The 12,509-nt window shown below is 67.4% G+C and carries 12 protein-coding genes; 9 read left to right on the plus strand and 3 right to left on the minus strand.

Translation table 11 applies throughout. The annotated features are described in order from the left end of the window. Positions 1–18: 18 nt before the first annotated feature. From B215_RS0111430 to B215_RS0111440, 3 genes are read right to left on the minus strand one after another with little or no spacing between them, the layout of a single operon-like run. Positions 19–1,803, minus strand: a complete 1,785-nt coding sequence (locus B215_RS0111430) for an AMP-dependent synthetase/ligase (protein WP_019369781.1) — start codon at positions 1,801–1,803, stop codon at positions 19–21. A 49-nt stretch (positions 1,804–1,852) separates the two neighbouring features. Beyond that, a complete protein-coding gene (ggt, locus tag B215_RS0111435) occupies positions 1,853–3,583 on the minus strand; it encodes a gamma-glutamyltransferase (RefSeq protein ID WP_019369782.1) in 1,731 nt (576 codons plus the stop codon). A 40-nt stretch (positions 3,584–3,623) separates the two neighbouring features. Then, positions 3,624–4,610 (minus strand): quinone-dependent dihydroorotate dehydrogenase, encoded by a 987-nt coding sequence (locus B215_RS0111440; protein WP_019369783.1) that lies wholly within the window; start codon positions 4,608–4,610, stop codon positions 3,624–3,626. A 238-nt stretch (positions 4,611–4,848) separates the two neighbouring features. On the opposite strand from B215_RS0111440, the gene B215_RS0111445 reads away from it, so the two are divergent. The 9 genes from B215_RS0111445 to B215_RS0111485 all read left to right on the plus strand — a co-directional run bounded on the left by B215_RS0111445 (position 4,849) and on the right by B215_RS0111485 (position 12,427). Further along, on the plus strand, positions 4,849–5,784 hold the full coding sequence (locus B215_RS0111445) for an AraC family transcriptional regulator (protein ID WP_019369784.1): 936 nt from the start codon (positions 4,849–4,851) through the stop codon (positions 5,782–5,784). Between the two features lie 43 nt (positions 5,785–5,827). Beyond that, positions 5,828–6,343, plus strand: coding sequence for an SUF system Fe-S cluster assembly regulator (locus B215_RS0111450; RefSeq protein ID WP_019369785.1), 516 nt, complete (start codon positions 5,828–5,830; stop codon positions 6,341–6,343). After that, positions 6,343–7,806: a Fe-S cluster assembly protein SufB gene (sufB, locus tag B215_RS0111455; protein ID WP_019369786.1), complete on the plus strand. Its 1,464-nt coding sequence runs from the start codon at positions 6,343–6,345 to the stop codon at positions 7,804–7,806. Before B215_RS0111450 ends, sufB begins: the two co-directional genes overlap by 1 nt. Before the next feature lie 91 nt (positions 7,807–7,897). Beyond that, positions 7,898–8,317, plus strand: a complete 420-nt coding sequence (locus tag B215_RS0111460; RefSeq protein WP_019369787.1) for a hypothetical protein — start codon at positions 7,898–7,900, stop codon at positions 8,315–8,317. A 5-nt stretch (positions 8,318–8,322) separates the two neighbouring features. After that, the gene (sufC, locus tag B215_RS0111465) at positions 8,323–9,066 is read left to right on the plus strand and encodes a Fe-S cluster assembly ATPase SufC (protein ID WP_019369788.1); all 744 of its coding nucleotides are present in this window, start codon (positions 8,323–8,325) and stop codon (positions 9,064–9,066) included. Continuing rightward, positions 9,063–10,208, plus strand: a complete 1,146-nt coding sequence (locus B215_RS0111470) for a SufD family Fe-S cluster assembly protein (RefSeq protein WP_019369789.1) — start codon at positions 9,063–9,065, stop codon at positions 10,206–10,208. The genes sufC and B215_RS0111470 overlap by 4 nt, the downstream gene beginning before the upstream one ends. A 77-nt stretch (positions 10,209–10,285) precedes the next feature. Continuing rightward, positions 10,286–11,464, plus strand: a complete 1,179-nt coding sequence (locus B215_RS0111475; RefSeq protein ID WP_019369790.1) for a cysteine desulfurase — start codon at positions 10,286–10,288, stop codon at positions 11,462–11,464. Then, positions 11,461–11,928, plus strand: a complete 468-nt coding sequence (locus B215_RS0111480; protein WP_019369791.1) for an SUF system Fe-S cluster assembly protein — start codon at positions 11,461–11,463, stop codon at positions 11,926–11,928. The genes B215_RS0111475 and B215_RS0111480 overlap by 4 nt, the downstream gene beginning before the upstream one ends. A 139-nt stretch (positions 11,929–12,067) precedes the next feature. Continuing rightward, the gene (locus B215_RS0111485) at positions 12,068–12,427 is read left to right on the plus strand and encodes a HesB/IscA family protein (RefSeq protein WP_019369792.1); all 360 of its coding nucleotides are present in this window, start codon (positions 12,068–12,070) and stop codon (positions 12,425–12,427) included. Positions 12,428–12,509: the final 82 nt, after the last annotated feature.

Raw genomic sequence — 12,509 nt, forward strand, 5'->3', positions numbered from 1 at the left:
CGTTTCGGGGAGGATCGATCAATACAGCTTGTCGAGCTGTTCGCCGTACACCGCCTTCAGCACGTGGCGGCGAATCTTCATGCTCGGCGTCAGCTGCTCGTTCTCGATGGTGAAGGCTTCGTCGGCCAGGATGAACTTGCGCACCCGTTCGATGACCGAAAGATCGCGGTTCACCCGCTCCACCGCCGCGCCGATCGTCGCCTTGAAGTCGGCGTCGCGGGAAAGATTGCGGAACTTGCAGGGCGTCGCGGTCTTGGCGCAGAATTCCTGCACCCATTCCGGATCGGGCACGATCACCGCGGTCATGTACGGCCGCTTGTCGCCATAGATCATCGCCTGCAGGATTTCGGGCTGCAGCGTCAGCATGCCCTCCACCTTCTGCGGCGAGACATTGTCGCCCTTGTCGTTGACGATGATGTCCTTCTTGCGATCCGTGATCTTGATCCGGCCGGCGTCGTCGATCACGCCGATATCGCCGGTGTGCAGCCAGCCGTCCTTCAGCACGCGCTCGGTTTCGGCTTCGTTGCGCCAATAGCCATGCATCACCAGCTCGCCGCGCACCAGGATCTCGCCATCCTCGGCGATTCGCACCTCCACGCCTTCCATCGGGGGGCCGACCGTGTCCATCTTCAGGCCGGCCTTGGGGCGGTTGCAGGAGATCACGGGCGCCGCTTCGGTCTGGCCATAGCCCTGCAGGAAAGTGAGCCCGAGCGATTCGAAGAAGATGCCCACCTCCGGATTGAGCGGCGCGCCGCCCGAAACCAGCGCCTTGATCCGCCCGCCGAACCGCTTGGCCAGCTTCGGCCGCAGCGTAGCATTCAGCAGCAGGTTCATCGGCAGGTCGCGCAGGCCGGAGGTGCCCGCCGCCTTGCGCCCGCCGATCGCCACGGCCTTTTCGAGCAGATACGCAGGGAAGCTGCCCTGCTTCTCCACCTGCTTGGTGATGCGCGTGCGCAGCACTTCGAACAGGCGGGGGACGACGACCATGATCGTCGGGCGCACTTCCTCGATGTTCGAGGCGAGCTTCTCCAGCCCTTCGGCATAATAGATCTGGCCGCCCAGCGCGATCGGGAAGAACTGGCCGCCGGTATGCTCATAGGCGTGGGAGAGCGGGAGGAACGACAGGAACACCTCGTCCGCCCAGCCGAAATCCTCCGAGATGATCGCGGTGCAGCCTTCGCAATTGTGCAGGATCGCGCCGTGATGCTGCATCACCCCGCGTGGCGATCCCCCGGTGCCGCTGGTGTAGATGATGCAGGCCAGGTCGCTGCGATGGAACTGCGCCGCAGCCGCGGCGGCGGCCGGATCGGCGGGATGGGCGGCGATCAGCCCGCGCCAGTCGTGCAGTTCCAGGCTGCCATGCTGGGCCAGCCGAACATCGTCGATGCCGATCACGATCCGCCCGGTGGAGGACCGCAGCACCGCCGGCAGCAGCGTCTTCGCCAGCCGGTCGTTGGAAACGATCACCGCGCAGGCGCCGCTATTTTCCAGGATGTGCTGATGATCGCGCTCGGTATTGGTGGTGTAGGTCGGCACCGTCACGCAACCCGCGGCCATGATCGCCAGGTCGCTGATGCAGAATTCGGGCCGGTTCTCCGAAACCAGCATCACCCGATCGCCGCGCCTCAGCCCCACCGCCTTCAGCCCGGCGGCAAGGCTCGCCACCTGCTGCGCCGCTTCGGCCCAACTCGTCGGGTGCCACTTCCCGCCGGCCTTGTGCCACAGGAACGGGGCATCGCCCTTCTCGCGCGCCCGGGCGAAGAACATCGCCACCAGATTGTCGAAATGTTCGAGCTTGCGCATACCATCTCCCCCTGCAGGCGCCCCGTTTTTGTCTATCGCGCGTCCTGCGTCATTCCGAAGGGCGGTTGGGCTTCACTCCCACCCGCTGAATAACGGCTACCGTGCCGTCCTGATCCATTGCCACGCCTTCGCTGCGCGGATCGGCGGCGCCCACCCAGCGGCCGGCGACCCGCTCGATCGCATTGGCCTTCAGACCCAGCGGAGCGGGGCGGACATCTTCGCCCAGCGCGCGCAGCGCCGGCAGCATGGCATCCAGCTGCGTACCCTGCTCGGCGATCGCCGTCTTGCCGGGCGCATAGAGCAGGCCCAGGCCGATCGCGTCCTGGGCGGAAAGCTTCCAGTCGACCACGCCGATGATGGCCTTGGCCACCTGCGCGATGATCGTCGATCCGCCCGCCGCGCCCACCGCCAGCCGCACCTTGCCGTCCGGGCCGAACACGATGGTCGGCGCCATCGAACTGCGCGGCCGCTTGCCCCCCTGGACGCGATTGGCGGCGAGGAAGCCGTCTTTCTCCGGCACGATATCGAAATCGGTGAGCTGGTTGTTCAGGATCGTGCCGTCCACCGCCAGCCCGGATCCGAACGGCCCTTCCACGGTCGTCGTCACCTGCACGACGTTGCCCGCCGCATCGCTCACGGCAAGATCGGTGGTGCCGGCGACTTCCTGCGCCTTGGCCCGCACGCGCTTCGGCGCGCCGCGCGGGGTGCCGGCGGCAATGCTCGCCATCGTCTTCGCCGGATCGATCAGCGCCGAGCGGCTGGCGATATAGCGGCGGTCGAGCAGCCCTTTCAGCGGCACCTGCACGAAGTCCGGATCGCCCAGATACAGGTCGCGATCGGCATAGGCGAGGCGCGAGCTTTCGGCGAACAGGTGCCAGGCGGTGGGCGAGTCCTTGCCCAGCGTGCCGAGGTCGAAGCGCTCGAGCTGCGCCAGGATCATCAGCACCGCTGCCCCGCCGGAAGAAGGCGGCCCCATCGAACAGACCCGATAGCCGCGATAGCGCGCGCACAGCGCCGGCCGTTCCTTGGCGTCATAGGCGGCAAGATCGCCGATCGTCATCTTCGAAGGGTTGCGCGCCGCGCCGTTCACCGTCGCGACCAGCTTCGCCGCCTGCGGCCCGACATAGAAGCTGTCCGGGCCGTGGCGGGCGATGCGGTCGAGCAGCGCCGCCTGTTCGGGGTTGCGCACGCGGCTGCCCACCGGCAGCGGCTTGCCGTCCGCGCCGAAGAACAGCGCGCGATACGCCGGGTCGACATGGCCGGTGAACTGGGTGAGCGAATTGTTGAAGCGCGGGGTAACGTCGAACCCGTCGCGCGCCAGGCGGATCGCCGGCGCGAACAGTTTCGCCCAGGGCAGCCGGCCCGACTTGCGATGCGCCACCGCCATCGCCCGCAGCGCGCCCGGCACGCCGACGCTGCGCCCGCCTGGCACCGCCGCAAACCGGCCGAGCGGCTTGCCGGCGGCGTCGTAGAACCAGTGATCGTCGGCAGCCATCGGCGCGGTCTCACGGCCGTCCACCGTCGTCGTCGCCTTGGTCTTGGCGTCGTACAGCACCAGGAAGCTGCCGCCGCCGATGCCCGAGCTTTGCGGCTCCACCACGTTCAGCGCCAGCATCGTCGCGATCGCGGCATCGGTGGCGGTGCCGCCCTGGCGCAGGATTTCCACGCCCGCCGATGCGGCCCGCGGATCGGCCGCGCTCACCATTCCCTGCGCCTGGGCCACCACGGGAGCGAGCAGCAGGGCGAACAGGGCGGACAGCAGCGCGACAATCGTCTTCATGGCACCATGGGGTAGCGCGCTTTCCCCGCGTGGCAAGGTGCTAGCGGCGCGCCAGGCCATGCGCGATGTCCCGCGCTAGGCCGGGGCCGCGATAGACCAGCGCCGAATAGACCTGCACCAGCACCGCTCCGGCATCGATCCGGCGGCGCGCCTCGTCCGGCCCGTCGATGCCCCCGGCGGAAATCAGCGGGAGCTGCCCGCCCGATGCTTCGCGTGCCTCCACCAGCTTGGCGCGGGCAAGCTCGGCGAGCGGCTTGCCCGAAAGGCCGCCGGTTTCGCCGGCATGGGGCGACCGCAGCGGCGGGCGGGAAATCGTGGTATTGGAAACGATCAGCGCATCGATCTTGTGGTCCATCGCTGCCCGCACCGCGCCGTCCAGGCCCGCCCGATCCAGGTCGGGCGCGATCTTCAGGAACAACGGCGTGCTGCCCCGCGCCGCATGGGCGGCCGCCAGCAGTTCGTCGAGCGCGGGGCGCGACTGCAGGTCGCGCAGGCCGGGGGTGTTGGGCGAACTGACGTTGATGGTGATGTAATCGGCATGCGGGGCCGCCTTGGAGACGCCCAGCGCATAATCGGCGACGCGATCGGCCGAGTCCTTGTTTGCGCCGACATTGATGCCCAGCACGCCGGCGCGCCGCCTCAGCCGGGCGATCCGGGCCAGCGCTGCATCGATGCCGCCATTGTTGAACCCCATGCGGTTGATCACCGCCTCGTCTTCCACCAGCCGGAACAGGCGGGGGCGGGGATTGCCGGGCTGGGGGCGCGGCGTCAGCGTGCCCACCTCGACGGCGCCGAAGCCGAGCGCGAACAGGCCGGGGATGGCTTCGGCATCCTTGTCCAGGCCTGCCGCCAGCCCGATGCGGTTGGGAAAGGTGAGTCCCGCCAGCGTCACCGGATCGGCCGCCGCCGGGCCCTTGCTGAACGGCGTTCCGGCCGCGCCCCACGCGGCAAGACCGCGAATCGCTGCCCGATGGGCGCGCTCCGCATCGAGCGATAGGACGGCCGAATGAAGAAAATTTCGCATCATGCCCCTCATGCATCGCAATGCAAACGTCGTCAAAAGCGGGAATGTCGATTCCGTACAATACCGGCGTCTGAAAACGGTTTAGAGCCGTTTCTGCGACCCGAGGGGTTCCGCTTAACGGGGGGAACCCTTTCCTTTAGGCCCGGTCGGCTTGCCGACCGGGCCACTTTTCCGTTGCGCTTTGCGCGCCGCCATGCTCCTTGAGTGCGACGAACCGAAGCACAGGGGACGCAGGCATCCTATGCATGGCGCCGCGGAGGGGGGTCGAACGTCGGTCGCGGAACGCGCGCCTTCGCCCATCAATCGGCCATTCAGTATCCGTTTTCAGCCGTCCTCGGGGCGGCTGCTGCCGCATATCGAAAGCTTTTATCTCTACAAGAATTCCGCGCCCGAAATCACCGGGGTGGAGCGGGTCGATCTCGGCCAATGGCGGTTCATGCTGGAAGGCGCGGGTACCGTCACCTTCCCCGACGGGCGTGAAGAACAGACGATGCCGGTGGTCATCAACGGGCCCGGCACCGCGCATTGGACCTATCGAATTCGCGGGCCCTTTCACTGTTTCGGCATTTCGCTGCGCGGCATCGGCTGGCGGGCGCTGGTCGGCCTGCCGGCCGATCGGGTGGCGGATACGCTGGTCGATGCGGAAACCATCTACGGCCAGGACATCCTCGACCTTCATGCGCGGCTCCGCGAGATGGAAACGCTGGAGGAAATGGTCGCTGCGATCGAGCCGCTGCTGATACGCCGGCTGGACGCGACCCGGCGGGTGCCGCGCCCGCATGTCGCATTCCTGCGCATCGTGCGGGAATGGGCTGCCGCCGGCGATCCGACGATCGAGGCGCTCTATGCCGCGATGGCGGCGGAAACCGGCATGGGCCAGCGCCAGGTGCAGCGGCTGTGCAAGGAATATTTCGCCGGACCGCCCAATCATCTACGCCGCAAGTTCCGCGCGATCGGCGCCGCGATGCGCATCTATCAGGGTGCCTCGCTCGATGAGGTGATGGGCCCCTTCGCCGATCAGTCGCACCTGATCAACGAGATCAAGCATTTCACCGGCCAGACGCCGGGGTCGCTTCGCGATGGCATCGATCCGGTGCTGGCGGTGACGCTCGAGAACGAAAAGTTCCATTTTCTCCCCGATGTGATCCCCGAGACAGTTGACCTCGACGGTCGCTGAGCCCACATGCCCAATCGGATCAACTTTGTCCGATTGGGAGTCGATGCGTCTTTCCAGCCTAGCCGATTATGCCGTGGTGATGCTGGCCGCTGCCGCGCGCCACTGCGGCGCGTCGTGCCGGCTGAACGCGACGCTGCTCGCGGGCGAGACCGGCCTGCCGCTGCCGACCGTGCAGAAACTGGTGAGCAAGCTCTCCGCTGCCGGCCTGATCGAAAGCGCGCGCGGTACCGGTGGCGGCTTCCGCCTTGCCAGGCCGCCCGCGGCGATCAGTCTCGCCGAGATCGTCGAGGCGATTGAAGGTCCGATCGCGCTGACCGTCTGCGTCGATTCGGCCCGGCATGACTGCGCCGTCGAGGGCGCCTGCCGGGTGAAGCCGCATTGGGGCGTGGTGAGCGACGCGGTGCGCTCGGCGCTCGCCCAGGTCAGCCTCGCCAGCCTTTCCAATCCTCCCGCGCTTGCGGGCGTGTCCGCGCCGGGGCATGGGCACGCGCCTTCGCTTCCCGACCTTTCTTCTTCTCCTTCTCCGGTGCTCGCCGGGGAAAGCCAGGTATCTTTCTGATGGCCACCAAGAATGCCGAGGCGCTCGCCGCCGCGAACAAGAAGTATGAATGGGGCTTCGCCTCGGACGTCGAACAGGAGTTCGCGCCCAAGGGGCTGAGCGAGGATACCGTCCGCTATATCTCCGCCAAGAAGAGCGAGCCCGAATGGATGCTCGACTGGCGGCTCAAGGCGTTCCGCCTGTGGCAGACGCTGGAGGCGCCGGACTGGGCCAAGCTCAACGTGCCGCCGATCGACTATCAGGACGCGTATTATTACGCCGAGCCGAAGCAGAAGAAGACGATCGCCAGCCTCGACGAGCTCGATCCGGAAATCCGCCGGACCTATGAGAAGCTGGGCATCCCGATCGAGGAGCAGAAGGTGCTCGCCGGCGTCGAGGGCGCGCGCAAGGTCGCGGTCGACGCGGTGTTCGACTCGGTGTCGGTCGCCACCACCTTCCGTGCCGAGCTCAAGGCCGCGGGCGTCATCTTCCTGTCGATCAGCGAGGCGATCCGCGAATATCCCGAGCTGGTCCAGAAGTGGCTGGGCAAGGTGGGGCCGCAGCGCGACAATTATTTCGCCACGCTCAACAGCGCGGTCTTCTCCGACGGCACCTTCGTCTATGTGCCGGAGGGCGTGCGCTGCCCGATGGAGCTTTCCACCTATTTCCGCATCAACGCCGAGAATACCGGCCAGTTCGAGCGCACGCTGATCGTCGCCGACAAGGGCGCGTACGTCTCCTATCTCGAAGGCTGCACCGCGCCGATGCGCGACGAGAACCAGCTGCACGCCGCGGTGGTGGAGCTGGTCGCGCTCGACGATGCCGAGATCAAATATTCGACCGTCCAGAACTGGTATCCGGGTGACGAGAACGGCAAGGGCGGCATCTACAATTTCGTCACCAAGCGCGCGCTCTGCCAGGGCCGCAACTCGAAGGTGAGCTGGACCCAGGTCGAGACCGGCTCGGCGATCACCTGGAAATATCCGAGCTGCGTGCTGGCGGGGGAGAACAGCGTCGGCGAATTCTATTCGGTGGCGGTGACCAACAACCGCCAGCAGGCCGATACCGGCACCAAGATGATCCATCTCGGCAAGGGCAGCCGCTCGACCATCGTGTCGAAGGGCATTTCGGCCGGGCGCAGCGACAACACCTATCGCGGGCTGGTCCGCGTCGCCGCAAGCGCAGAGAATGTCCGCAACTTCACCCAGTGCGACTCGCTGCTGCTCGGCGATCAGTGCGGTGCGCACACCGTGCCGTATATCGAGGTGAAGAACCCCAGCGCCCAGATCGAGCATGAGGCGACCACCAGCAAGATCAGCGACGACCAGCTGTTCTACGCGCTCCAGCGCGGGCTGGACCAGGAAGCGGCGGTGGCGCTGATCGTCAACGGCTTCGCCCGCGAAGTGCTGCAGCAGCTGCCGATGGAGTTCGCGGTCGAGGCGCAGAAGCTGCTCGGCATCTCGCTCGAAGGCTCGGTCGGATGAGTCGGCCCGCTGCCTCCGCTCAGCCTGCGCTCATCTCGGCTGATGTATCGAATACGCAGGGCCGCGTTCCGGGCCCGCAGGAGTATCATGCATGTTGAACGCCCTTCTCGCCGCAGCCTTCGCCCTCCAGAGCGGCGTCGCGATCGACAGCGCGGCGCAGTTCGGCGCGGCGACCAACCATGCCCGCTGCATCGTCCGCGCAATCGGCGTGGCGCCGGCGGATGCGGGCGCGCGCTCGGCAAAGGTCGCCGGCGCGATCAAGCAGTGCCGCGACTTCCTGAATTCGGACTTCCAGGCCGGCCGCCTGTTGCTCGACGACCGACCCTATCAGCCGAGCGCCTGGCGCAAGCTGACCCCGGTGCTGGACAAGCTGGAGGCCGACATCAAGGCCAGCGTCACCGCGCCCAAGCAGTACAAGATCATGTGGAAGCTGCCCGATGGCTCGCTGGTCGACGCCTATGACGCGGGCACTCCGCCCAAGACCCTCTCTCTCGTGACCGTGGCGATCTGAACCCCATGCTGAACATCCAGAACCTGCACGCCGAAATCGACGGCAAGGAAATCCTCAAGGGCCTGACCCTGTCGCTGAACGCGGGCGAAGTGCACGCGATCATGGGGCCGAACGGCGCCGGCAAGTCGACGCTGGGCTATGTCCTTGGCGGCCGTGGCGGCTATGAGGCGACCAGCGGCAGCGTCACCTTCGACGGGCAGGATCTGCTGGAGCTGGAACCGCACGAGCGCGCCGCCGCCGGCCTGTTCCTCGGCTTCCAATATCCGGTCGAGATCCCAGGCGTCTCCAACGTCCAGTTTTTGCGTGAGGCGGCCAATGCCCAGCGCCGCCACCGCGGCGAGGCCCCGCTCTCGGGTGCCGAATTCCTCAAGCTGGCGCGCGCCCAGGCGGCGGCGCTCGGCATGGATGCCGAGATGCTCAAGCGGCCGGTGAATGTCGGCTTTTCGGGCGGCGAGAAGAAGCGCAACGAGATGGTGCAGATGGGCATCCTCAACCCCAAGCTCGCCATCCTCGACGAGACCGACAGCGGCCTCGACATCGACGCGCTGAAGGCGGTGGGCGAGGGCATCAACCGCATCATGCGCGCGCCCGACAAGGCGGTGCTGCTGATCACCCATTATCAGCGCCTGCTCGATTATGTGAAGCCGGACTTCGTCCATGTGCTGGCCGATGGCCGCATCGTCCGCTCGGGCGGGCCGGAACTGGCGCACGAACTCGAGCGCGAAGGCTATGGAGCGCTGGCGGCGTGACCGTGCTCGATCTTCCCACGAAGAAGGCGGAGGCGTGGCGCTGGTCCGACATGGACACGCTGCGCGCTGCGGCCGAGAGCCCGCAGGCACCAGCAGGCATCGACCCGACGGATCTGTTCCTCGACATCGAGGGTCCGCGGCTGTGCTTCGTCGACGGCGTGTTCGAGCCTGCGCATAGCCGTCCGGGGCCGGTGGAAGTCACCCGCCAGATCGCCGCGACCGACCATCCGCTCGGCAGCCTGGCGATCGGCGAGGGCTGGGCGCTGCACCTCGGTCCCGAGCATGCCGCGACCTGCATCCAGATCGTCCATCTCGGCACCGGCGGCGAGAATCACGTGCCTGCGCGCATCCTGCTCGCCGACGATGCCGTGGCGAGCGTGGTCGAGACCTTTGCCGGTACCGGCTGGGCGAACCGGCTGACCGCGATCGCGCTCGGCAAGGGCGCGCGGCTGATGCGCTCGGTGCGGCTGGTGCAGACCGGCGGCTTCGTCTCGATCCGCGACGAGGCGGAGATCGGCGAGGCGGCGAGCCTGGTGTCGATCTTCCTCGGTGCGGGCGGCATGGGCAGCCGGATCGACGGCGCGCTGACGCTGACCGGCAAGGGCGCGTTCGCCGAGATGGGCGGCGCGCTGCTCACCAGCGGCACGCAGCGGCAGGAAGCCGCGGTGGCCGTGCGCCACGAGCAGATCGAAGGCACGTCGCGCCAGATCTGGCGCGCGGTCGCGGCCGACCAGTCGGTGGCGAGCCTCGCCGCGCGGGTGGAAGTCGCACGCGGCGCGCAGCAGACGGATGGCGAACAGTCGCTGCGCGGGCTGCTGCTCCAGCGTACCGCGACGGTGAACCTCAAGCCCGAACTCGAAATCTTCGCGGACGACGTGAAGTGCGCGCATGGCGCGACGGTCGGCGAACTCGATCGCAACGCGCTCTTCTATCTGCAGAGCCGGGGCATCGAAGACGCGCAGGCCAAGGCGCTGCTGACCCACGCCTTTGTCGCGGACGCGCTGGCGCGGATCGGTGAGGAGCCGGTGCGCGAGGCGTTCGCGGCGGATGCGGCGGCTTGGCTGGAAACCTCCCTCTCCCAGCGGGAGAGGGAAGGGGCCCGCTCGGCGGAGCCGAGTGGGAAGGGTGAGGGCGACCAATGAGCGCTCACCCTCACCCTTCCGCGGCTGCGCCGCTCCCTCCCTCTCCCAATGGGAGAGGGAATGCAGCACCCCTCGACGTGCTCGCCGACTTCCCTGCGATCCCGGCCGGCTGGGCTTATCTCGACACCGCCGCCACCTCGCAAAAGCCTCGCCCGGTGCTCGATGCGATCGCGCGCGGCTATGGCGAGACCTATGCCACCGTGCATCGCGGCGTGTACCAGCGTTCGGCCGACATGACGCTCGCCTTCGAGGCGGCGCGCGCCCGAGTGGCGAAATTCATCGGCGGCAAGCCGGAGGAAGTGGTGTTCGTCCGCGGCGCGACCGAGGGGATCAACCTCGTCGCCCATTGCTACGCCGCCACCCAGCTCAAGGCCGGCGACCGCATCCTCCTCTCCGCGCTCGAGCATCATTCGAACATCGTGCCGTGGCAGATGGTCGCCGAGAAGATCGGCGCGCAGATCGACGTGGTGCCGCTTACCGCCGATCACCGCATCGACCTCGACGCGATGGCAGCGATGCTGACCGATCGGCACAAGCTGGTCGCGCTCGCGCATGTTTCCAACGTCCTCGGTTCGGTCCTCGATGTCCGCCGCGCTTCGCAACTGGCGCACGGCGTCGGCGCCAGGATCCTGGTCGACGGCTGCCAGGCGGTCGCCAGGCTCCCGGTCAACGTCGCCGAGCTCGGCTGCGACTTTTACGTCTTCTCCGGCCACAAGCTTTACGGCCCGACCGGCATCGGCGTGCTTTGGGGCCGTTACGACCTGCTCGACGCGATGCCGCCTTATCAGGGCGGCGGATCGATGATCGACCGGGTCACCTTCGCCAAGACGACCTACGCGCCGCCGCCGGGCCGGTTCGAGGCGGGCACCCCGCATATCGTCGGCGTGGTCGGGCTGCATGCGGCGATCGACTATGTCGACGGCATCGGGCTGGACCGCATCCACGCCCACGAAACCGCGTTGGTGAACGAGGCGCGCGCCGCGCTGTCCGCGATCAACAGCGTGCGGCTTTTCGGGCCGGAAGACAGTGCGGGCATCGTCAGCTTCGCGGTGGAGGGCGTGCACCCGCACGACGTCGCGACGATCCTCGACGAGGGCAATGTCGCGATCCGCGCCGGGCATCACTGCGCCCAGCCGCTGATGGAGTTGCTGGAGGTCCCCGCCACCGCGCGGGCGAGCTTCGGCGTGTATAACGGGCCGGCGGATGTCGCCGCGCTCGTGCGAGGAATCGAACGGGTGACGAGGATCTTCGGATGAACGAAGAACGCAAGATCATGGTGGAAGAGGTGGACGCGGTCGAGGCGCCGCCCAAGGCGCGCGTCGATGATGCCGTGGAGCCCGCCGCCGAGCGCAAGCGCGACTATCTCTCCGGCTTCCTCTCGCAGAAGCCCGTCGAACCGGGTGCCGGCGAACCGGGCGGGCCGCTGTACGAAGCGGTGATCGATGCGCTCAAGGAGATTTACGATCCGGAAATCCCGGTCAATCTCTACGATCTCGGGCTGATCTACGGCGTCGATATCACCGCCAACGGCCATGCCGCGATCACCATGACGCTGACCACGCCGCATTGCCCGGTGGCCGAATCGATGCCGGGCGAGGTCGAGCTCCGCGTGAGCGCGGTGCCGGGGATCGCGACCGCCGACGTCAACCTCGTCTGGGATCCGCCCTGGGATCCGCAGAAGATGAGCGACGAGGCGAAGCTGGAACTGGGGATGTTGTGATTTCTAGCCCCCTCCCGCGTGCGGGAGGGGGTTGGGGGTGGGCCCCCGGCACCCAATATCCGGAGCGCTCGCGGAGAGCGGGCGCCCACCCCTCGGTCCCCTCCCGCACGCGGAAGGGGAAGAAGGCGAAAGACAGACGATGACCACCGCGACCACTTCCCGCCAGCGCCCCGCCGCGCTGCTCCTCACCCCCGCCGCCGAGGCGCGCATTGCCGCGCTGATGGCGAAGGCGCCGGAAGGCACGGTCGGCGTCAAGCTCTCCACCCCGCGCCGCGGCTGTTCGGGGCTGGCCTATTCGGTCGATTATGTCAGCGAAGCCAAGCCGCTCGACGAGAAGATCGAGACGCCCGGCGGCACCTTCTTCATCGACGGCGCCTCGGTGCTCTATCTGATCGGCTCGACCATGGATTGGGTGGAGGACGATTTCACCGCCGGCTTCGTGTTCACCAATCCCAATGCCAAGGGCACCTGCGGCTGCGGCGAGAGTTTCATGGTCTGACGACGCGGCTGCGTATGTGTCACGACCCTAAACTTCCTAAACTTAACACCACCGCAAACGCCCCAGGATCCTAAACTTAAGC

The organism is Sphingomonas sp. ATCC 31555 (assembly GCF_000282895.1).
In the GTDB taxonomy this organism is placed as follows: domain Bacteria; phylum Pseudomonadota; class Alphaproteobacteria; order Sphingomonadales; family Sphingomonadaceae; genus Sphingomonas.

Bases quoted from the DNA above. Each gene is read 5' to 3' on its own strand.
- B215_RS0111460 (WP_019369787.1), top strand. From the start codon at position 7,898: ATGTTGAACGCCCTTCTCGCCGCAGCCTTCGCCCTCCAGAGCGGCGTC.
- ggt (WP_019369782.1), bottom strand. From the start codon at position 3,583: ATGAAGACGATTGTCGCGCTGCTGTCCGCCCTGTTCGCCCTGCTGCTC.
- B215_RS0111485 (WP_019369792.1), top strand. From the start codon at position 12,068: ATGACCACCGCGACCACTTCCCGCCAGCGCCCCGCCGCGCTGCTCCTC.
- sufB (WP_019369786.1), top strand. From the start codon at position 6,343: ATGGCCACCAAGAATGCCGAGGCGCTCGCCGCCGCGAACAAGAAGTAT.
- B215_RS0111450 (WP_019369785.1), top strand. From the start codon at position 5,828: ATGCGTCTTTCCAGCCTAGCCGATTATGCCGTGGTGATGCTGGCCGCT.
- B215_RS0111480 (WP_019369791.1), top strand. From the start codon at position 11,461: ATGAACGAAGAACGCAAGATCATGGTGGAAGAGGTGGACGCGGTCGAG.
- B215_RS0111440 (WP_019369783.1), bottom strand. From the start codon at position 4,610: ATGATGCGAAATTTTCTTCATTCGGCCGTCCTATCGCTCGATGCGGAG.
- sufC (WP_019369788.1), top strand. From the start codon at position 8,323: ATGCTGAACATCCAGAACCTGCACGCCGAAATCGACGGCAAGGAAATC.
- B215_RS0111430 (WP_019369781.1), bottom strand. From the start codon at position 1,803: ATGCGCAAGCTCGAACATTTCGACAATCTGGTGGCGATGTTCTTCGCC.
- B215_RS0111445 (WP_019369784.1), top strand. From the start codon at position 4,849: ATGCATGGCGCCGCGGAGGGGGGTCGAACGTCGGTCGCGGAACGCGCG.